Raw genomic sequence first — 20,327 nt, 5'->3', positions numbered from 1 at the left:
GAACGAACCTAGCTCTGCGTGCGGTAGCGGCGCACGGCGATCAGCGACAGCGCCACCACCCAGAGGCCGATCACGAGCAACGCCTCCTTGACGTCCACTCCGGACACGAACGGCGCCTGCGTCAGCTGCTTCACCCAGTACGTCGGCAGGATCTTCATGACGCCCGCGAGCCACGCCGGTGCCACGTCCGCGGGGATCCAGATGCCGCCGAGCAGACCGAGCAGCATCGACGCCAGACCCGTGATCGCCTGCATGCCGTCCGGGCTCGCGATCAACCCGATCACGATGCCCAGCAGCACGAACGGGATCGCGCCCAGCCACAGCGTCGCGAACACGCCGACCCACTGCAGGGCGTCCATCCGCACGCCCTCGACCGCGCCGAGCACGCACACCAGCACGATGCTCGGCAGCCCGACCAGCATCGCGAGCGCGCCCTTGGTGCCCAGGTAGCCGGAGCCGGTCAGCGGGGTGAGCCGCAGCTGCCGCTGCCAGCCGAGGCCTCGTTCGACCGCGATCCGCGCGCCGATCGTGAGCGGTCCGGCCATCACGCCGAACAACGCCATGTTCATCATCAGCGAGGTGGTGACCGGCAGGCCGTTCGGGAACCTGCCGTCGCCCCCACCGTAGAGGTTCACGAACAGCACGAACAGGATGGCGGGCATCGCGATCGTGAAGATCAGGTACCGGCCGTTGCGGACGGCCCTGCGCAGCTCGAGCCCCAGGAAACGCGTGTTCATCAGTGGTCCTCCCCCGTCAGCGCGAGGAACGCGTCCTCCAGGCCGAGTGCGGTGATCTCGATGTCGTGGGCCTGCGGGTAGCGGGCCAGCAACGCGCGCACGGCGGCGTCGGAGTCCGTGCAGGTCCAGGTGATCCGGTCGCCGCGTCGTTCGACGTCGCGCACCCCCGGCAGGTCCAGGTCGGCCGCTCCGGGCACGACCGCGCGCAACGTCCGCCCGGACACGGCGGCCCGCACCTGCGCGACCGACCCGTCCGCGACGATCTTGCCGGACCGCATCAGCACGACCCGGTCGGCGTACTCCTCGGCCTCTTCCAGGTAGTGCGTCGCGAACAGCACCGTGCGACCGGTGTCGGTGTACGCGCGCATCTGGTGCCAGAACGCCCGCCGCGTCTCCACGTCCATCGCGACCGTGGGCTCGTCCAGCACCAGCAGGTCGGGGTCGCAGACCAGCGCCAGCGCGAACCGCACGCGTTGCTTCTGCCCGCCGGACAGCTTGGTGCACTTCCGACCGGCCAGATCGGCGATCCCGGCCTGCTGCAACGCCTGCGCGACCGGCATCGGCTGGTGGTGCAGCGCCGCGATCAACCCGACGGCCTCGCCGACCGTCGCGTCGTCGAGCAGAGCGCCGCTCTGCAGCATGGCCGAGATCTGGCCCGCCACCACGGCCTCGCGGGGCGTCCTGCCGAACACGCTGATCTCGCCGGCGTCCGGAGTGGACAGTCCGAGCAGCATGTCGACGGTCGTGGACTTGCCCGCGCCGTTCGGGCCGAGCAACGCGACGACCTCGCCGGGCGAGATCACGAGGTCGATGCCGTCGACCGCGCGCACCTCGCCGAACCTCTTGCTCAGGCCGTTCAACGCCACCGCGGCGCCGGCCCGCACAGCTGTCTCCGTCATGCCTCAATGCTCGGCGCGCGAGCCCGGCCGTGAGGGGCCCAGGCGTCACGTCCTGGCCATGACAGATGTCATGGCCAGGACTCAGCGCGTCAGGGCTTGAAGAAGATCGGCTTGAGGTGCGTGAAGAACGCGATGCCCGCGTCCGCGCCCTCGTACTCCCCTCGCCCGCTGTTCTTCCGGCCACCGCCGGGCACCTGCTGGTCGCCCACGGACGTCGGCATGTTCACCCCGACCCGGCCGACGTCGACGGCGTGCGCGAACTTCACCGCCTTCTCCCGGTCCTGGGTGAAGATCGCCGCGCACAGCCCGTACGGCGTGCCGTTGGCCAGCGAGATCGCCTCGTCCAGGTCGGCGGCGCCGAACAACGACACGACCGGGCCGAAGATCTCCTGCTGGGTGACCGGCGAGTCATGGTCCGGCCGTTCGATCACGGTCGGCGCGATGAAGTAGCCGTCCGGGGCGTCCGGCGCGGGCCCGCCGCCGATCAGCACGGTGCCCGACAGCTTGTCCGGCTCGAAGAACGACAGCACCTTCTCGTACTGCACCCGCGAGCTGACCGGGCCCATGTGCACGCCCTCGTCGAACCCGTCGCCGACGCGGACCTCCCGCGTGCGTGCGAGGAACCGCTCCCGGAACTCGTCGAACACCGGCTCCTCGACGATGATCCGACTGGTGGCGATGCACCACTGGCCGGCCGCCGTGTAGGAGGCGTGCATCGCGGCGTCGACCGCCGCGTCGAGGTCGGCGTCGGCCAGCACGACCAGCGGGTTCTTGCCGCCCATCTCGACCTGGACCTTCACGTCCCGGCCGCCGGTGGCCTCGGCGACGGCGAGCCCGACGCGGGTGGAGCCGGTGAACGAGATCGCGTTGACGTCCGGGTGGTCCACGAGCCGCTGACCAGCGGCCGCGCCCGTGCCGTAGACGAGGTTGTAGATGCCGGCGGGCAGGCCAGCGTCCACCAAAGCCGCGCCGACCAGTTCTCCGGTGATCGGGGTGAGCTCGGACGGCTTCACCACCACCGAGTTGCCCGCCACCAGCGCGGGGATGCTCTTGCGCAGCACCGCGCTGAACGGGTAGTTCCACGGCGTGATCAGCGCGGCCACGCCGACCGGTGCGAGCTGCGACCACGCCTCCAGCCCCGAGTCGAGCACGCCGCGGCTGTCCAGCAGGTCGGGAGCGATGTCGAGCTGGTACTTCGTCGCGGACAACGCGCGGGCGACCTCACCCGCGCAGTCGGCCCTGGTCTTGCCGGACTCCAGCACGTCCGCGACGACGATCTCCTCGGACCGTTCGGTCAGCAGGTCCAGCGCCCGGCGGATCACGGCGATGCGGTCCTCGACGGACGTCGCCGCCCAGCCCGGGAACGCCCGCCGCGCCGCCTCGACCGCCGCGTCCACGTCCTCCGCCGCCGAGGCAGGGCAGGTCGCGACAACAGAAGCCTTGTTCGCGGGGTTCTCCCTGGTCAGGGTCTCGCCGGACCGCGCGGGCCGCCACTTGCCGTCGATCAGGTTCAGCACCTCGCGGGGATCGGTGTGGGTCATGCGTCCTCACTCTCGTAGGCCTGGTCCAGCAGCAACGTGCCGAGCACTCCGGCGCGCCCGCCCAGCGGCGACGCGACGACGTAGGTGTCGATGGCGGCCTTCACCCCGGCCATCGCGGGGTCGGCGCCGAGCCGGTCGAGCGCCGCCTCGCGCAACGCGGGCAGGACGCCGGGCATCGTGCCCACGGCGCCGTCGAGCACGATCACCTCCGGCGACAGCGAGTACGTCATGGTCATCACGACCTGCGCGAGGTACCAGGCGGCGAGCAGCGCCTGCTCGTGCCCGGAGAGCCCGCGCGCGGCCAGCCCGGCCGGGTTGACCAGGCCCTCGAAGCAGTCGCCGTGTGCGGGACAGGTGCCGGCGAAGACGTCCGACGGATGCCGGGCGACCGGCAGGTGTCCCATCTCCGGGTGGCTGCGGCCGCGCAACGGCCGCCCGCCCAGCACCGCGCCGATCCCCGTCCCCTTGCCGACGGTCATGAACACGACGCTGCGCTTGCCGACGCCCGCGCCCGCCGCGCACTCCCCCAGCGCCGAGGCGTTGACGTCGATCTCCAGCGTCACCGGCACGGGCAGCGCCGCGCGCACCGCCCCGAGCAGGTCGTAGTCCCGCCAGGTCGGTTTCAGCGACGACGTGATGTGCCCGTGCGACGGCGAGCGCGGGTCGAGGTCGAGCGGGCCGAAGCACGCCAGCCCGACGTGCTCGATCCGTTCCTCCTGCGCGGTCAGGAACCCGGTGACGCGCGCGATCGTCTCGTCCGCCGTCGTGGTCGGGAACACCTCCTCGGCACGCACGTCGTGCGGCCCCGTTCCCACCACGGCGCGGAACTCCGTGCCACTACCCTTGATTCCGGCGAGCATCGGCCTCCTGTCGTTCCAGATCAGTCCATCGTGGACGGTCGAGCCTGAACACGTCACCCAGGGCCGCGTATCCGCTGCCCGCGAGCCGGCACACCGGGTCGAGCAGCCGAGGGTCCACCCGGCCGTCGCGCCACACCTCGGGGTCGACGTGCAGGTGCAGCACCTCGCCGATGACGAGCGTGGCCGTACCGACGGCGAGCTCGTGCACGACGCGGCACTCCAGGTGCGCCTTCGCCTCCCCCACCCTCGGCACGCCGACCGTGCGCGACTCCACCGCCGTCAGTCCCGCCCAGCGGAACTCGTCCTGCTCCGGCGGGAAGTCCGCCGACGTCAGGTTCATCGGTTCGACGAGGTCCATCGTCACGACGTTGACGACGAACTCGGGGCGTGCGCGGAGATTCGTCAGCGTGTCGCGCACGGCCGTGGTGCTGAACGCGACGTGCGGCGGGTCGTGCGACACGAGGTTGAAGTACGAATGTGGCGCCACGTTGGGAACTCCGTCAGCGCCCACAGTGGACACCCACGCGATCGGCCGTGGCACCACCAAAGCCGTCAGCACGTGGTACACATCCCCGACGGACCAGTCCGCGGGTGCAAGCTCCAGCGGTCCGGGCAGTTCCGCGGGAGGTCCTGGACGGGTCGTCATAGGTGATCTCCCTCCGCGACCGTACGATTACCCAGCCAGACCACTTCGAGCAGTGAGGACAGGACGACGTTCGTCGAGCGCAGGACCTTCGCGAAAGCCGAGCCGTCGATGGTGCGAGCCATCAACCGGCGTTCGGTCGTCGAGGCGATCGCGCACCACGGCGCCCTGTCGCGGTCCCAGGTGGCGCGTGCGGTGGGACTGTCGAAACCCACGACGTCCGAGGTCGTCACGGGACTGCTGGCGGCGGGGCTGATCCGCGAGGCCGGGTCGACGCACGGCACGCAGGGCCCGAAAGCCGTGCTGTACGAGGTGAACGACTCGGCGGCGCACGTCATCGGCATCGACCTCGGCCGCCGCTGGGTGCGCGCCGCCGTCGCCGATCTCTCGGGCCGGATCATCGCCCGCCACGACGAACGCGCCCGGCTGCGCAGCAACCAGACGCTGCTGGACCAGATCGGCGACGTCGCCCGCACGGTCATGCGCGAGAAGGGCATCGACTGGCCGCAGGTCGCCCAGGTCGTCGTCGGCTCGCCCGGCGTCGCGGACCCGGTGCGCGGCGTGGTGATGCTGCCCGCGAACCTGCCCGGCTGGGAACGCCAGGGCATGATCGAGTCGATCCGGGCGCGGTTCGAGGCGCCGGTGAAGATCGAGAACGACGTCAACCTCGCCGCGCTCGGCGAGCTCACCCAGGGCCACGGCCGGCAGACCGGCGACTTCGCGTACCTCTGGATCGGCACCGGAGTGGGGCTCGGCCTGGTGATCAACGGCCGTCTGCACCGGGGTGCGCACGGCCTCGCCGGTGAGATCGGCTTCCTGCCGATCACCGCGGACCCCGAGTTCGCGGCGACCAGGTGGCCGCGCTGGTTCGCGAGCCCGGCCGTGCAGGAGGCGACCGACCGCCTGGCCGCCGCACGCGAGATGACGAACCCGCCGACGTTGCGCACGGTGTTCTCCCTGGCGCGCAAGGGTGATCCGCTCGCCCGCGAGGTCGTGGACGTGGTCGCCGGGCTGGTCGCGCGGGCGGTGTCGACGGTGGCGGGCGTGGTCGACCCGGAGATGATCATCCTGGGCGGCGGCGTCGGCCACAACGGCGACCTGCTGCTGCACCCCATCGAGATGGCGCTGCGGTCGCTGACGCCGTTGTCGGTGCAGGTCGTGACGTCGGCGCTGGGCACGGACGCGGTGCTGCACGGCGCGGTGGGCACGGCGACCTCGGCGGCGTGGGACACCCTGCTCGCGGAGTCGGCGACCAGCGAGAACGACTGACGGCTCACGCCGGCGGCTCCACCAGTTCGGCGGGCCCGACGGCCCCCAGGCTGTCGTACGTCAACTGTTCGGTCAGCCGGGCCGCCGCCTCCGGTCCCGCCCCGAGCTTCGCCAGCCCGAACAACGCCGCCCCCAGCACCGGCGGTGCGTCCAGCACCCGGAACTCCGCCTTCGGCGCGGCCTCCAGCACCCCCGCGCGCACCCCGTCGAGCAACATCCCGTCGCCGGAGTGCAGCAACCCGCCTCCCAGCACCACCGGCACGGCCGACTCCGCGAGGTCGAGCCGCCGCACCGTGACGCCGACCAGGTTCACGATCTCCTCGACCACCGAGTCGATCAGCTCCCGCGCCACCGGATCACCTCCGGCGGCGGCCTTGAACACCGTCGGTGCCAGCGCGAGCAGTGAGCGTTCCTCGATCCGTCCCGTGTAGACGGCCTCGGCCACCGCCATCGGGTCGCTGAGCCCGAAGTACTCGGGCACGGCGCGTTGCAGCTCGGTCGGTTCGCCCCGGCCGTCGCCCGCCCGGATCGCCTGCCCCAGGGCGCGCACCCCGAGCCACCGCCCGCCCGCGACCCAGTCCCCGGAGATGCGGCCGAGCGACGGGAACCGGACCTCGCGGCCGTCCGGTGCCAGGCCGACGCAGTTCAGGCCAGTGCCGGCGCCGACCGCGACGCCCCAGCCCGCCGGGCTGCCCGCCCAGAGCATGGCGAACATGTCGTTGTGCACTTCCAGGCCGTGCGCGAAGCCCTCGCCGCGCAGGGCCGCGCCGACCCGGTCGTCGTCCACCGGCAGGTCGATGCCCGCCATGCAGAAGACGCCCAGCTCAGCGGGACCGTAGGCGCCGGACCGCCCGGCGGCGGTGCGCAGTTTCGCCACGCCGGAGCGCAACGAGCTCATCGCGCCGGCGAGGCCGAGCCGCTGATGTGAGCACCCTGGAGTGCGCACGGCGGCGAGCAGTGTGCCGTCCCCGGCGACGAGCGCCAGGTCGGTCTTCGAGTTGCCGCCGTCCACGGCGAGTAGTGCTACATCGTCCACAGTTCGATACTGTAAGCCCTCCTAACGAATTAAAGCGACCCTCGGAGTTGGGTGGATTCGGATGACAGTCAAAGTCGCGGTGATCGGCGGGGGCAGCACCTACACCCCCGAGCTCGCCGACGGGTTCGGCAGACTCGCCGACCGGCTGAACGTGGACGAACTGGTGCTGCACGACATCGACAGCACCCGGCTGGAACCGGTGGCGGCGGTGTGCGGCAGGATCCTGCGCCGGCACGGCTGGACCGGCACCCTGACGTCCACAACGGACCTGGTCAAAGCCCTGGAGGGCGCCCACTTCGTGCTCGTGCAGCTGCGCGTCGGCGGCCAGGAGGCCCGGCTGCGCGACGAGACGCTGCCGCTCGCGCACGGCCGGATCGGCCAGGAGACGACCGGTGCCGGCGGTTTCGGCAAGGCGATGCGGACCGTGCCCGTCGTGCTGGACCTGGCCGAACAGGTCGGCTGGCACGCCGCGCCGGGCGCCTGGATCATCGACTTCACCAACCCGACCGGCATCGTCACGCAGGCGTTGCTGGACGGGGGCCACCGCGCGATCGGCCTCTGCAACGTCGCGATCCACCTGCGGCACCGCGCCGCCGACCTGCTCGGCGTCGACGCCGACCGGCTGGAGATGGAGCACGTCGGGCTCAACCACCTGACGTGGGAGCGATCGGCCGTTGTGGACGGCGTCGACCGCATGCCCGAACTGCTCGGCGAGCACGGCGAGAAACTGGCCGAGTACCTGGAGTTCCCGCTGGAGCTGCTGCGCGAGCTGGGCGCCATCCCGTCGCGCTACCTGCGCTACTACTACCTGACCGAGCACATGCTGGCCCGCCAGCAGGCCGGGCACCTGCGCGCCCGCGAGGTGCAGAAGATCGAGTCCGAGTTGCTGGAGCTCTACCGGGACCCGACCCTCGACACGAAACCACCGCAGCTGCTCAACCGGGGCGGGCGGTACTACAGCGACGCGGCCGTGGCGTTGATCGCCTCCCTGCACGACGGCCGCGGTGACGTGCAGGCGGTGAACGTGCGCAACAACGGTGCCCTGCCGGGACTCGACGACGACGCGGTGATCGAGGTCCAGGCCCGGATCGACCGCGACGGCGCGCACCCGTTGCCGCAGCGCGCCTTGCCGGCCGAGATGCTCGGCTTGGTCCAGCAGATGAAGCAGTACGAACGCCTCACCGTGCAGGCGGCCAGGACCCGTGACCGGCGCACCGCGCTGCTCGCGTTGATGGCGAACCCGCTGGTCCGCGAGTACGACCCGGCCCGCGGCATCCTCGACGCATTGCCGATCACGACGAAACTGTAAGTACCCCTTCCTATCTCCTGTCTCGACAGGTAGCGTTCGGCCCAGCGACGGGGGCCCGGGGTTCGAGGAGGCATCCGATGGGCAGAATCCGACTCTTGCTGACGAGCGTGCTGATCGCCGCCACGACGGTGGCGTGTGGGAGCAGTGGTGGCGCCGGCGACGGCAAGATCAAGCTGACCATCGGCACGTTCAACGACTTCGGTTACAAGGATCTCTACCAGCAGTACATGAAGGACCACCCGAACATCGAGATCGTCGAGCAGGTGAGCGAGTACCAGGCGCACCACACCCAGCTCGCGACGAGACTCGCGGCCAGGACCGGCGCGCCGGACGTGGTCGCCGTCGAGGGCGAGTTCCTCGGCCAGTTCACCGCGCAACCGCAGAACTTCAACGACCTCACCGAGTTCGGCGCCGGGAACATGGAGAAGGACTACCTCCCGTGGAAGTGGGAGCAGTCCAAGGCAGGGAACGTCCAGATAGGACTCGGCACCGACGTCGGCAGCCTCGCGATCTGCTACCGGCGCGACCTCTTCGAGAAGGCGGGCCTGCCGTCCGGCCGCGAGGAGGTGGCGAAGCTCTGGCCGACCTGGAACGCGTTCCTCGACGTCGGCAAGCGGTTCCAGGCCGCGAACACCGGCGCGAGCTTCTTCGACTCCGGCGCACTGCTGTTCAACGCGGTGCTCGGGCAGGCGAACGAGGCGTTCTACTCGCCGGACAACAAGATGATCGCCGAGACGAACCCGGCCGTGAAGCAGGCCTACGACCTCACCACGCAGGCCGTCGAGGCGGGGCTGTCGGCCAAGATCGCCGCGTTCAGTCCTCAGTGGAGCACCGGGTTCAAGCAGGGCAGCTTCGCCCTGGTCACCTGTCCCGCGTGGGTGATGGCGTTCATCCAGAGCCAGGCGCCGGACACCAAGGGGCAGTGGGACGTCGCGGCCGTGCCCAACGGCGGTGGCGGCAACTGGGGCGGGTCGTGGCTGACCGTGCCCAAGCAGTCGAAGAACCCCAAGGAAGCCTACGAGCTGGCGAAGTGGCTGACCGCGCCCGAGCAGCAGCTGTCCATCTTCAAGAAGATCGGCAACCTGCCCTCGCGGCCCGCTCTCTACGACGATCCGGCGATGAGCGGGTTCACCAACCCGTTCTTCAACGACGCCCCCGTCGGGAAGATGTTCGGTGAGGCGGCGAAGGCGCTGAAGCCGCAGTACCAGGGTCCGAAGACGGCGGCGGTGCGGCTCGCGGTGCAGAACGGCATCAGCCGGGTGGAGCAGGGCAAGGAGTCCGCGTCCGACTCCTGGCAGAAATCGCTCCGCGACGCCGTAGCGGCGGCGGGCTGAGGTGACCGCACTGATCGAGTCGCCGTCGGCGGTGACCGGGGAGCCCTCCCCCGGTCACCGCTCGAGGCGGCGCCGCGGCTTCGACGACCGGGTGTCGCCGTACCTGTACGTGACGCCGTTCTTCCTGCTGTTCCTGGGGTTCGGGCTGTTCCCGCTGGGCTACACGCTCTGGGTGTCGCTCAGCGACTGGAACCTGATCAGCGACGACCACTCGTTCATCGGGCTGGAGAACTACACCAAGCTCCTGTCCGACCCGTACTTCTGGAACGCGCTGGTCAACACGCTCTCGTTACTGGTGCTCTCGACCGTGCCGCAGCTCGCGCTGGCTCTCGGTCTGGCGCACGTGCTGAACTCGCGGTTGCGGGCAAAGACGTTGTTCCGCATGGGAGTCCTGCTGCCGAACGTGACCTCGCTGGTGGCGGTGGCGATCATCTTCGCGCAGCTGTTCGGCCGCGACTTCGGCCTGATCAACTGGAGCCTGGGGCTCTTCGGGATCTCGCCGATCGACTGGCAGGCGGACACCGCGACGTCGCACATCGCGATCTCGATCATGGTGATCTGGCGGTGGACGGGCTACAACGCGTTGATCTACCTCGCCGCCCTGCAAGCCGTGCCGCGTGATCGTTACGAGGCGGCGGCGTGCGACGGCGCCGGGACGTGGAAGCAGTTCCGGCACATCACGATTCCTGCGCTGCGGCCGGTGATCGTGTTCACGGTGATCGTCTCGACGATCTACGGGATGCAGCTGTTCGCGGAGCCGTTGCAGTTCGACGCGACGCCCGGCAGCGTCACCGGCGGGTCCGACCGGCAGTTCCAGACGCTCACCGTCTACCTGTACGAGAAGGGTTTCCGCGAGTTCGACTTCGGTTACGCGGCCACCATCGCCTGGGTGATGTTCCTGGTGATCGTGCTCGCCGTCGCGGTCAACTACCTGCTCACCCGCCGCATCCGCTCGGACCGCTGAGGGGACCCATGGCCACGATCACTAAGGGCCGTCTCGGCCAGTTGCACCGCGCGGGTCCGCTGACCTACGCGATGCTCGGCGCGGTCATCCTCGGCTCCGCGTTCCCGTTGTACTGGACCGTGGTGGTTGCCTCGCACACCAACGACGTCGTCGGCAGCGTGCCGCCGCCGCTCGTGCCCGGCGGCCACCTGTTCGAGAACATCGGCCGGGTCTTCGACCAGACGAACTTCCAGCTGGCGCTGTGGAACTCGTTCGTCGTGTCCGGCGCGATCACGGTGTCGGTGCTGGTGTTCTGCTCGCTGGCGGGGTTCGCGTTCGCCAAGCTGCGGTTCCGGGGCCGCAACGTCCTGCTGCTGCTCGTGATCGCGACGATGATGGTGCCGACGCAGCTCGGGATCATCCCGCTCTACATCATGATGGGCGAGCTCGGCTGGGCCGGCGGCATCTCGGCGGTGATCGTGCCGAACGCGGTCACGGCTTTCGGGGTGTTCTGGATGCGGCAGTACATCAGCGAGGCCGTGCCGGACGAGCTGATCGAGTCGGCGCGCCTGGACGGCTGCCACTCGTTGCGGATCTACTGGAACGTGGTGGTGCCCGCGATCCGACCTGGTGCCGCGGTGCTCGGGATGCTGACGTTCATGCAGGCGTGGAACGACTTCCTGTGGCCGCTCGTGGTGCTCGACCCGGACAACCCGACGGTGCAGGTGGCACTGTCCACCCTGGCCGCCGGGTACTTCCAGGACTACTCGCTGATCCTCACCGGCACGGCGCTCGCGACGCTGCCGATCCTCGCGGTGTTCCTGGTGCTGGGCAAGCAGATCGTCGGCGGGATCATGGAAGGCGCGGTCAAGCAATGAGCTACGACTACGTGGTGGTCGGGGGCGGCACGGCCGGGTGCGTGCTCGCCTCGCGGCTCAGCGACGACCCTTCGGTGCGTGTGTTGTTGCTGGAGGCCGGGCCCGTCGGTGGTGCCCGTGCCATCCAGGTGCCGGCCTTGATGCCTTCGTTGCTCGGGAGCGGGTACGACTGGTCCTACCGGACGGTGTCGCAGCCGCACGCCGCCGGGCGCCGGGTCGACTGGCCGCAGGGGCACGTGCTGGGCGGCACGTCGTCGATCAACGCGATGATCTACGTGCGGGGGCACTCGTCGGACTTCGACACGTGGCGTGACGCCTACGGGGCGACGGGGTGGGGGCACGCCGACCTCGTGCCGTACTTCCGGCGCGTCGAGGAGCGGTTGCGGGTGGAGGCGCCGCGCCGGCGCAGTCCCCTCCCCCGGGCCTGGGTGGACTCGGCGGGTCTGGACGTCGTGCCGACGTTGTCCGGCGAGGCGGAGGCCGCCGGGTTCTACTCGTTGACGACTCGGCGTGGGCGGCGGTGGTCCGCGGCGGACGCGTACCTGTCTCCTCGGCCGAACCTGCACGTGCTCACCGGGGTGCTGGTGACGAAGGTGCTGGTGTCGCGGGGGCGCGCGGTGGGCGTGCAGTACCAGCTGGGCGGCGACGACCAGGAGGTGCGCGCCGGCCGTGAGGTGGTGTTGTCGGCCGGCGCGATCCGGTCGCCGCACCTGTTGCTGTTGTCGGGCATCGGCCCGGCGGATCACCTGCGGTTGCACGGGATTCCGGTGGAGGTCGACGCGCCGTCGGTCGGTCAGGGTCTGCAGGACCACCCGCGCGTGACGGCCCTGTGGCAGGCGAAGTCCGGGCCGCGGCTGGGCGGGTACTGGCGGTGGAAGCTGTTCGGGCGGGGGCCGCTGGCGTCCAACGGTGGTGAGGCGGGGGCGTTCGTGCGCACGAAGCCCGGTCTCGCCGCGCCCGATCTCCAGTACCACGTGTGCCCGCCCGGGGTGGGTGCGCGGGAGGCGGCCGTGCTGGTGACGACGGTGGCGGTGCGCAGCCGGGGCAGCATCCGGCTGGCCTCGGGCAACGCGCACGACGGCCCGTCGATCGACCCCGGCTACCTGAGCGACGAGGCCGATCTGGACGTGCTGGTGGCCGGGGTCCGGCAGGCGCGGGAGATCGCGGCGCGCGCGCCGTTCGCCGGCCTGGTCTCCGGCGAGCTCGCGCCGGGCGTGCCGGACGACCGCGTGCCCGACTGGGTGCGCGAGAACCTCGTGACCATGCACCACCCGACCAGCAGCTGTGCCATGGGCGGCGCGGAGAGTTCCGCGGTGGCGCCCGACCTGCGGGTGCGCGGCGTCGAGGGCCTGCGGGTCGTCGACGCGTCCGTGATGCCGGCCGTGACCAGCGGCAACACCAACGCACCGACGTACGCGATCGCCGAGCGCGCCGCGGACCTGATCCTCGGCAACACCCCGCTCGCGCCAGTGGAGGAGTGACGATGCCCGACACCGTCCTGTTCGTGCTCACCAGCCACGGTTCGCTGGGTGACTCGGGACGTCCGACCGGCTTCTGGCTCTCGGAGGCCGCCGACCCGTGGAAGGTGCTGACCGACGCCGGGTACCGCGTGCGGCTGGCGTCGATCGCCGGGGGCCGTCCGCCCGTCGACGGCGCCGACCTGTCCGACCCGGTGCAGAGCGCGTTCGTCGCCGACGCCGGGCTGGACTCGACGCTCGTGCTGTCCACTGTGGATCCTTCCGCGTACGCCGCCGTGCTGTACGTCGGCGGGCACGGCACGATGTGGGACTTCCACGGCAACGCCGATATCGCCCGCCTCGGTTCGGCGGTCTACCGGGCGGGCGGGGTGATCGGTGCCGTCTGCCACGGGCCGGTGGCGTTGCTGGACCTGACGGACGCCGTCGGTGCTCCGCTGGTGTCGGGGCTGCGCGTCACGTCGTTCACCGACGCCGAGGAGAGGGAGAGCCAGACCTGGGAGGCGATCCCGTACTCGCTGGAGGAGGAACTGCGGTCGCGTGGCGCGCTGCACTCGGCCGGTGACGTCTACGCGCCGCACGTGGTGGTCGACGGCCGGGTGGTGACGGGCCAGAACCCGTCGTCGGCGCCCGGTGTCGCCCGCGAGATGGTGCGCCTGCTGTCGCGGTAGGTTGCGGTTCGTGGACTTGTTGACCATCGCCTCTTCGTTGCTACCGGGTGTGCGCCTGGACGCCGCTTTCCCCGCCGCGGAAGGCAACGTCCACGACGTGCTGCTGATCCCGGGCGTGGCGGCGGTGCGGGTCAGCAAGCGCCCGCTGGGTGCGTCCTCGATGCCGCGACGCGTGGAGGTGTTGCGGCACTTGGCTTCCGCGGGCCTGCCGTTCCAGGTGCCCGAACCCCTGACGCCCGTGACGATGTTCGGCTCGCGCGCCGCCGTCGCCGTGTCGTGGGTGGACGGTTCTGGGCTGCCCGCCGGTGCCGGTGATCCCGCTCAGGTGGCGTCGGTGCTGGAAGCGGTGCGTTCCGTGCCGCTCACCCCTGAGTTGCTGGCCGTCGTGGACGACCGGGCGCAGGGCCCGTCGTGGCCGGACGTCGTGTCGTCGATCCTGCCCCTGTTGCCTGCGCGGTTGCGTGCCGAGGGCCAGCGGCGGCTGGACGCCGTGCTGGCGCTGGACCCCGTTCCCGACGCATTGGTGCACGGCGATCTCGGTGGGTCCAACGTGCACTGGTCACCCGACGGCACGCTGCTGGGCGTGCTCGACTGGGACATGGCGATGCCCGGCGACCCCGCCGTCGACGCGGCCTGCATGGCGTGGCACGGCTGGGACACCGTGCGTCACGCAGTGCCGTCCTCTGTCTACGCCCGTGCCCGGACGTGGGACGCGTTGTTCGGCATCGAGCACCTCGTCGCCACGATGAACGGGCGGCCGATGACCAGCCCGGACGGCTTCGTGGCGGCGATCGTGCCGTGGCTGGAGGCGGACCTGGCCTAGTTCTCCGCCGACAGGATGTTGGTGTTCCACCACAGGTCGAGCTTGCCGAGCACGGTGAGGTCGCCCGGTCGCTTCAACGTGCCGATGGTGAGCTTCTTGCTGTCGACCCACCACACCTCGGCCTTGCCGTCGTTGAGGAAGCACGTGGTGAACTCGCCCGGCAGCGGCCCTGAGGTGTTGCGCCAGTAGAGCGCGTAGTGGATGGGGTCGACGTCGGGACGGCAACCGCCGCGCTCGTCGTTGCGCGGAATGCCCTTGCTGGTCACGAGGGCGAGGAAGTAGGCGTCCTGCGCGGCCCGGTCGGCGAACAGCCGGAACTCGGCCTCGGTCGGCGGCGGGAAGCGGGAGTCCGCAGGGGCGTTCGCACTGCCGCACCGGGTGGCCGCCACGGGTCCCTTGTCCGGGGTGATGGTGAGGCACGAGTTGGAGGTCTTGAAGACGGCGGGCAGCGCGGCCTGGAGCGCGTCGTCCTGCGGCGACGGGGGCTTGGTGGTGGTCGTCGTGGTCGTGGTCGTCGTGGTGGTGCTGGACGTGCTGGTCGGCGTGCTGCTGGTGGACGTGCCGCTGCCGAGGGTCTTGTCCTTGTTGGACACGATCAGGATCGTGGCGACGATCGCGGCCACCACGGCCAGCGCGCTGCCGGCGAGGGCGAGGTGCTTCCTGGTGGAGCGGTCCGCCTGGGGCCTGGGCTGGAACGGGGGCGAGGTCCACTGCTGAGGACCGCCGGGTGTGGTGGGGCGAGGGGCCGCGGGGCGGGGGAACGGACCGGACGCGGCTTGGGGCCCGCCGACCGCCGGCCCTGTCATCGGCTGGGGAACGCCGCCGGGAGGGCTGGCCGTGGACGGCCCGCCCGGCGAGGACACGGGGTAGCCGCCGGGCGGGGTCGCGGGTCGTGGTTGTCCGGCGGGCGGGGTTCCCGGCGTGGCGATCCCACCGGCCACCGCCCCCGGACCAGCGAAGCCAGGCTGCCCAGGCATCGCACGCCCCGGCTGACCACCCGCAGGCGTCCCCAGTGCCGGCTGACCTCCCGCAGGAGTCGCAAGCCCAGGCTGACCACCGGGTATGGCGGACCCCGGCGACCCTCCCACAGGCGTGACGAGACCGGGCTGACCACCCGCAGGCGTCGCTGGTGCCGCAAGGCCCGGCAGGCCTCCCGCCGGTGTCCCGGGGATCGGCTGCCCACCGGCGGGCGTGACCGGGCCTGCCACCGCGAGCGCCGCCGCCCGAGCGAACTCCCCCGCCGTCGCGTACCGATCGGCCGGCTTCTTCGCCATCCCCCGCGCGATGACCTCGTCCACCCCCACCGGCACGGCGGGGTTCAGGACCGAGGCCTTCGGCGGTGCCTCGTTCAGGTGTGCCCAGATCTGGGCCGCCGTGCCGTCCGCCGTGAACGGGCGGCGTCCCGACAGGCAGGCGAACAACACGCAGGCCAGCGCGTACACGTCGGCGCGGCCGTCGACCGGGCCGCTTTCGAAGCGTTCTGGCGCCATGTAGTCCAAAGTGCCCACGACGGAGCCGGAAGCCGTGAGCGAGGTGGCGGCCGGGGAGGCGCTGCGGGCGATGCCGAAGTCGACCAGGTACACGAAGTCGCCGGACGTCACGAGGATGTTGGACGGCTTCACGTCGCGGTGGATCAGGCCGTCGGCGTGGGCGGCGTCGAGGGCGCTCGCCACCTGTTCGACGATGCGGACGGCCCGGGCGGGCTCCAGGGGCGTCGAGCGGATCAGGTCGGAGAGGTCGGCGCCCTCGACCAGGCGCATGTCGAGGTAGAGGCGGTCGTCGATCTCGCCGTACGCGTGGATCGGGATGACGTGCGGTTCGCGCAGTCGGGCGACGATCTGCGCCTCGCGGCGGAAGCGGGCCCGGTAGTCCTCGTCGTCGTGGTAGCCGGGCGACAGGCGTTTCAGCGCCACGAACCTGTCGTGTGCCGTGTCGTAGGCGCGGTGCACCTCGCCCATCCCGCCGCGACCGAGGAGTTCCTCGATCCGGTACGGCCCGAACGTCTCTTCCGTCATCGTCCCCGTGTTCCCGAGCGCCCTGTGTCCCACCGAGTCGACGCGCGCCGACCGGCGCGGGTTCCCCCGGACGCCCGCGTGAACAGGCTACAAAAAGGCGAGCGGGTTCATTCGCCCGATGACGGAACTGCGGCGAGCCATTCCCGTTCGGTGGCCAGCGCGCCCAGCTGGAAGCGGGACTGCGCCCCCAGCAACGACTGCAGGCGCGAGATGCGCCGGTTCAGGGTCCGCAGGCTGACGTCCAGCTCGCGGGCGATCGCGCGGTCGGTCGCGCCGGTGCGCATGAGTCCCAGCAGGCGCTGGGTCGCCACCGTGGGCTCCGTGCGGGCCCCCGGTGTTACACGGGTCACAGCCATATGACGACGGTATGTCGGACTATTGGCGGCAGTCAATCAAAAGTCCGGACGTCGTTGCCAAATCGTGGCCCTCTTCGGCCTGAGCACCGCCAATAGTCAGCGGGAGACCAGCACCTCCCCTGCCGCGACCGACTCCAGCCGGGCGTCCAGCACCTCGGGCGACAGCACGTGCCGCACGACCATCGCCGCCGCACCGAGTGCGCCCGCCGTCACCCCGGCGCCCGACGCGACGATCCGCAGGTTCTCCGTGGCCAGCGGCAGCGACCGCCGGTAGATCGACTCGCGCACGCCCGCCAGCAGCATCTCGCCCGCGTCGGCCAGCAGCCCGCCGATCACCACCAGGGACGGGTTGAACATGCTCACGCACCCGGCGAGCACCTCACCGATGTCGCGCCCTGCCTGCCGCACGACCCGGCCGGCCTCCAGGTTGCCGCCGCGCACGAGGTTCACCACGTCCGCTGTGGACGACGCCGGGTGCCCCAGCGACTGCAGCCGCTCCGCCAGCGCCGGACCGGCCGCCACCGCCTCCAGGCACCCGGTGTTGCCGCACCGGCACAGCGCCTCGCCGCCCTGCGGCACGCGGATGTGCCCGAGGTCCCCGGCCGCTCCGGCCGCCCCGCGGTGCAGCACGCCGTTGCTGATCAGACCGGCACCGATGCCCGTGGCGGCCTTCACCACGATCATGTGCCGCACGTCCGGGTGCGAGGCCGTGTGCTCGCCCAGCGCCATCAGGTTGACCTCGTTGTCGACGAGCACCGGCACGTCGAACTCCGCCGCGATCGCCGCGGGCACGTCGAACCCGTCCCACCCCGGCATGATCGGTGGGTTGTTCGGCCGCCCGGTGGAGTGCTCGACCGGCCCGGGCAACCCGATCCCGACCCCGGCGATCTCGGCGGGGTCCACGGTCTCGAGCAACGACCGCCAGGACGCCACCAGCAACGGCAGGATCACCGCGGGCCCGTCCGCCACGTCGAGGTCCACCTGCGCCACGGCCAGCAGCTGGCAGGCCAGGTCGGACACCGCGACCGTCGCGTGCGTGGCGCCCACCTCGGCCGCCAGCACCAGGTGCGCGCGCGGGTTGAAGCCGAACCGGCCGGCCGGGCGCCCGCCGGTCGACTCGCCCGTCCCGCTGCCGGTGACCAGTCCCGCCGCCACCAGCAGGTCCAGCCTCGCCCGCACGGTCGACCGGGCGAGACCGGTCGCGTCCACGATCTCCGCTCGGGTGCGCGGGTTGCCGTCCATCAGCATGCGCAGCACTGCGGCCGGCGATCCCGCCTCGACACCCAAGGAGCTCTCCATCGAACAATTGTCACATCGGCCAGGAACTGCGGAGACGAGCGCCGTCTCACCCACCCGAGCTGAACGCGGCGTCGAACGCGGCGGAGGGCGGGTCGAAAGCGTTGCGGCGGATGAACTCCAGCGCCTCCGGAGCGCCCAGCAGGCGATCCATCCCGGCGTCCTCCCACTCGACGCTGATCGGACCGTCGTACCCGATGGTGTTGAGCATCCGGAACGACTGCTCCCACGGCACGTCACCGCGTCCGGTCGAGACGAAGTCCCATCCGCGCCGAGGGTCCGCCCACGCCAGGTGCGAGCCCATCCGGCCGTTGCGCCCGTTGCCGACCTGACGGCGCGCGTCCTTGCAGTCGACGTGGTAGATCCGGTCGCGGAAGTCCCACAGGAACCCGACGGGGTCGAGGTCCTGCCACACGAAGTGCGACGGGTCCCAGTTCAGCCCGAACGCGGGCCGGTGCCCGATGGCCTCCAACGCGCGCACGGTCGTCCAGTAGTCGTACGCGATCTCCGACGGGTGCACCTCGTGCGCGAACCGCACGCCCACCTCGTCGAACACGTCGAGGATCGGGTTCCAGCGGTCGGCGAAGTCCTGGTAGCCGGCGTCGATCATCGACTGCGGCGCGGGCGGGAACATCGCCACGGTCTTCCAGATCGACGACCCGGTGAAGCCGACGACGGTCGAGACGCCGAGACGAGCGGCCGCCCGCGCGGTCATCTTCATCTCCTCGGCGGCCCGCTGCCGCACGCCCTCGGGGTCGCCGTCGCCCCAGTTGCGCGCGGACAGGATCCCCTGGTGCCGCTCGTCGATCGGGTCGTCGCAGACGGCCTGGCCGGTGAGGTGGTTGGAGATCGTCCACACCTTGAGGTCGTGCTTGGCGAGGATCGCGAGCCGGTCCGCGACGTAGTCGTCGTCCTCGGCCGCGCGCCACGGGTCGAGGTGGTCGCCCCAGCAGGCGATCTCCAGGCCGTCGTACCCCCAGCCCGACGCGAGCCGACAGACCTCCTCGAACGGCAGGTCGGCCCACTGGCCGGTGAACAACGTGATCGGACGGGCCATCTCCGGTCTCCTCCTAAACCTGCTGCCACGTGCGGGATGCCGAGCTTGCCTCAACGGCGGCGAGAACGCGCTGCACCTGGAGCCCGTCCGCGAACGTCGGCGCGGGATCGGTGCCCGCCGCCACCGCCCGCACGAAGTCGACGGCCTGGTGGGTGAACGCGTGCTCGTAGCCGAGGCCGTGCCCGGCGGGCCACCAGGCACCGACGTACGGATGGCTCGGCTCGGTGACGAGGATCCGGCGGTACCCCGCGACCGCCGGATCCTCCTTGCCGTCGAAGAACTGCAGCACGTTCATGTCCTCGAAGTCGAAGGCGAGGCTCCCCTCCGCGCCGTTGACCTCGATCCGCAGTGCGTTCTTGCGACCGTTGGCGAAGCGCGTCGCCTCGTACGAACCGAGTGCTCCGCCGCCGAACCGCGCCAGGAACAACGCGGCGTCGTCCACCGTGACGGGCCCGGTCTGTCCGGTTGCGGCGGTACCGGACAGACCGGAGTGCGCAGAGGCGATGGGCCGCTGCGACACGAACGTCGCGAGCGTGCCGACCACCTCGGTGATGGTGTCGCCGAGGATGAACTGGGTCGCGTCCACGATGTGCGCACCGATGTCTCCCAGGGCACCTGACCCGGCCTTCTCCTTGTCGAGCCGCCAGGACAACGGCGCCTCGGGGTCCACGATCCAGTCCTGGAGGTACTGGGCGCGGACGTGGTGGATCCGTCCCAGCCGCCCCTGCGCGACCAGGTCGCGGGCCAGCGCCAGGGCGGGCGTGCGGCGGTAGGTGAAGCCGACCATGGCCCGCACGCCGCGTTCGGCGGCCCGTGCGGCGGCCTCGGCCATCGCGACGGCCTCGTCGACGGTGTTGGCCATCGGCTTCTCGCACAGCACGTGCTTGCCCGCGTCCAGCGCCGCGATGGCGATCTCCGCGTGCGTGTCACCCGGTGTGCAGATGTCGATGACGTGCACGTCGTCGCGTTCCAGCACGGACTTCCAGTCGGTCGCCGCCTCCGCCCAGCCCAGGCGGTCGGCGGCGGCGCGGGCGCGGTCGGCGTCGCGGCCGACGAGCACGGACATCACCGGCCGCACCGGCAGGTCGAAGAAGCGCGGTGCGACCCGCCACGCCTGGGAGTGGGCTGCCCCCATGAACGCGTGGCCGACCATCGCGATGCCAAGTTCAGTCACGTGCGGTTCTC

At 71.1% G+C, this 20,327-nt stretch carries 19 protein-coding genes; 8 read left to right on the top strand and 11 right to left on the bottom strand.

The features are described 5' to 3' along the window. Positions 1–8: 8 nt before the first annotated feature. The 5 genes from ACFWNN_RS00230 to ACFWNN_RS00210 form a co-directional block, all read right to left on the bottom strand. Entirely contained in the window at positions 9–737 is a 729-nt protein-coding gene (locus ACFWNN_RS00230; protein WP_382437610.1) for an ABC transporter permease, read from the bottom strand. Then, positions 737–1,636: an ABC transporter ATP-binding protein gene (locus ACFWNN_RS00225; RefSeq protein WP_382437609.1), complete on the bottom strand. Its 900-nt coding sequence runs from the start codon at positions 1,634–1,636 to the stop codon at positions 737–739. Before ACFWNN_RS00225 ends, ACFWNN_RS00230 begins: the two co-directional genes overlap by 1 nt. Positions 1,637–1,725: 89 nt before the next feature. After that, the gene (locus ACFWNN_RS00220) at positions 1,726–3,177 is read right to left on the bottom strand and encodes an aldehyde dehydrogenase family protein (RefSeq protein WP_382437608.1); all 1,452 of its coding nucleotides are present in this window, start codon (positions 3,175–3,177) and stop codon (positions 1,726–1,728) included. Further along, positions 3,174–4,037, bottom strand: coding sequence for an ROK family protein (locus ACFWNN_RS00215; RefSeq protein ID WP_382437607.1), 864 nt, complete (start codon positions 4,035–4,037; stop codon positions 3,174–3,176). The genes ACFWNN_RS00220 and ACFWNN_RS00215 overlap by 4 nt, the downstream gene beginning before the upstream one ends. Further along, positions 4,015–4,683, bottom strand: coding sequence for a flavin reductase family protein (locus tag ACFWNN_RS00210; protein ID WP_382437606.1), 669 nt, complete (start codon positions 4,681–4,683; stop codon positions 4,015–4,017). Before ACFWNN_RS00210 ends, ACFWNN_RS00215 begins: the two co-directional genes overlap by 23 nt. Positions 4,684–4,791: 108 nt before the next feature. Here ACFWNN_RS00210 and ACFWNN_RS00205 point away from each other — a divergent pair, with 108 nt between their 5' ends. Further along, complete coding sequence (locus ACFWNN_RS00205; protein ID WP_382437605.1) at positions 4,792–5,949, top strand: ROK family transcriptional regulator; 1,158 nt, start codon at positions 4,792–4,794, stop codon at positions 5,947–5,949. Between the two features lie 4 nt (positions 5,950–5,953). On the opposite strand, the gene ACFWNN_RS00200 is transcribed toward ACFWNN_RS00205, so the two are convergent. Continuing rightward, complete coding sequence (locus ACFWNN_RS00200) at positions 5,954–6,985, bottom strand: N-acetylglucosamine kinase (protein ID WP_382437604.1); 1,032 nt, start codon at positions 6,983–6,985, stop codon at positions 5,954–5,956. Positions 6,986–7,046: 61 nt separating this feature from the next. On the opposite strand from ACFWNN_RS00200, the gene ACFWNN_RS00195 reads away from it, so the two are divergent. The 7 genes from ACFWNN_RS00195 (at position 7,047) to ACFWNN_RS00165 (ending at position 14,418) form a co-directional block, all read left to right on the top strand. Continuing rightward, entirely contained in the window at positions 7,047–8,294 is a 1,248-nt protein-coding gene (locus ACFWNN_RS00195; protein ID WP_382437603.1) for a 6-phospho-beta-glucosidase, read from the top strand. A 77-nt stretch (positions 8,295–8,371) separates the two neighbouring features. Continuing rightward, entirely contained in the window at positions 8,372–9,628 is a 1,257-nt protein-coding gene (locus tag ACFWNN_RS00190) for an extracellular solute-binding protein (protein ID WP_382437602.1), read from the top strand. Positions 9,629–9,659: 31 nt separating this feature from the next. Next, entirely contained in the window at positions 9,660–10,592 is a 933-nt protein-coding gene (locus ACFWNN_RS00185) for a carbohydrate ABC transporter permease (protein ID WP_382438384.1), read from the top strand. 8 nt (positions 10,593–10,600) lie between these two features. Beyond that, entirely contained in the window at positions 10,601–11,449 is an 849-nt protein-coding gene (locus tag ACFWNN_RS00180; protein ID WP_382437601.1) for a carbohydrate ABC transporter permease, read from the top strand. Then, positions 11,446–12,930, top strand: coding sequence for a GMC family oxidoreductase (locus ACFWNN_RS00175; protein ID WP_382437600.1), 1,485 nt, complete (start codon positions 11,446–11,448; stop codon positions 12,928–12,930). The genes ACFWNN_RS00180 and ACFWNN_RS00175 overlap by 4 nt, the downstream gene beginning before the upstream one ends. 2 nt (positions 12,931–12,932) lie before the next feature. After that, positions 12,933–13,595 (top strand): type 1 glutamine amidotransferase domain-containing protein, encoded by a 663-nt coding sequence (locus ACFWNN_RS00170; protein ID WP_382437599.1) that lies wholly within the window; start codon positions 12,933–12,935, stop codon positions 13,593–13,595. 10 nt (positions 13,596–13,605) lie between these two features. After that, positions 13,606–14,418: an aminoglycoside phosphotransferase family protein gene (locus ACFWNN_RS00165; RefSeq protein WP_382437598.1), complete on the top strand. Its 813-nt coding sequence runs from the start codon at positions 13,606–13,608 to the stop codon at positions 14,416–14,418. On the opposite strand, the gene ACFWNN_RS00160 is transcribed toward ACFWNN_RS00165, so the two are convergent. The 5 genes from ACFWNN_RS00160 to ACFWNN_RS00140 form a co-directional block, all read right to left on the bottom strand. Next, a complete protein-coding gene (locus tag ACFWNN_RS00160; protein WP_382437597.1) occupies positions 14,415–16,433 on the bottom strand; it encodes a protein kinase in 2,019 nt (672 codons plus the stop codon). The two genes, ACFWNN_RS00165 and ACFWNN_RS00160, sit on opposite strands and share 4 nt — an antisense overlap. A gap of 107 nt (positions 16,434–16,540) precedes the next feature. Further along, the gene (locus ACFWNN_RS00155; RefSeq protein WP_382437596.1) at positions 16,541–16,744 is read right to left on the bottom strand and encodes a hypothetical protein; all 204 of its coding nucleotides are present in this window, start codon (positions 16,742–16,744) and stop codon (positions 16,541–16,543) included. Positions 16,745–16,885: 141 nt separating this feature from the next. Then, positions 16,886–18,088, bottom strand: a complete 1,203-nt coding sequence (locus ACFWNN_RS00150) for an ROK family protein (RefSeq protein WP_382437595.1) — start codon at positions 18,086–18,088, stop codon at positions 16,886–16,888. A 46-nt stretch (positions 18,089–18,134) separates the two neighbouring features. Then, a complete protein-coding gene (locus ACFWNN_RS00145) occupies positions 18,135–19,142 on the bottom strand; it encodes a sugar phosphate isomerase/epimerase family protein (RefSeq protein WP_382437594.1) in 1,008 nt (335 codons plus the stop codon). A gap of 13 nt (positions 19,143–19,155) precedes the next feature. Further along, complete coding sequence (locus tag ACFWNN_RS00140; RefSeq protein ID WP_382438383.1) at positions 19,156–20,295, bottom strand: Gfo/Idh/MocA family protein; 1,140 nt, start codon at positions 20,293–20,295, stop codon at positions 19,156–19,158. Between the last annotated feature and the right edge of the window lie 32 nt (positions 20,296–20,327).

Source organism: Lentzea sp. NPDC058450, assembly GCF_042721395.1.
GTDB lineage: Bacteria > Actinomycetota > Actinomycetes > Mycobacteriales > Pseudonocardiaceae > Lentzea.
The sequence above is the reverse complement of the archived record's forward strand: the minus strand, read 5'-3'. Positions and strand labels throughout refer to the sequence as shown.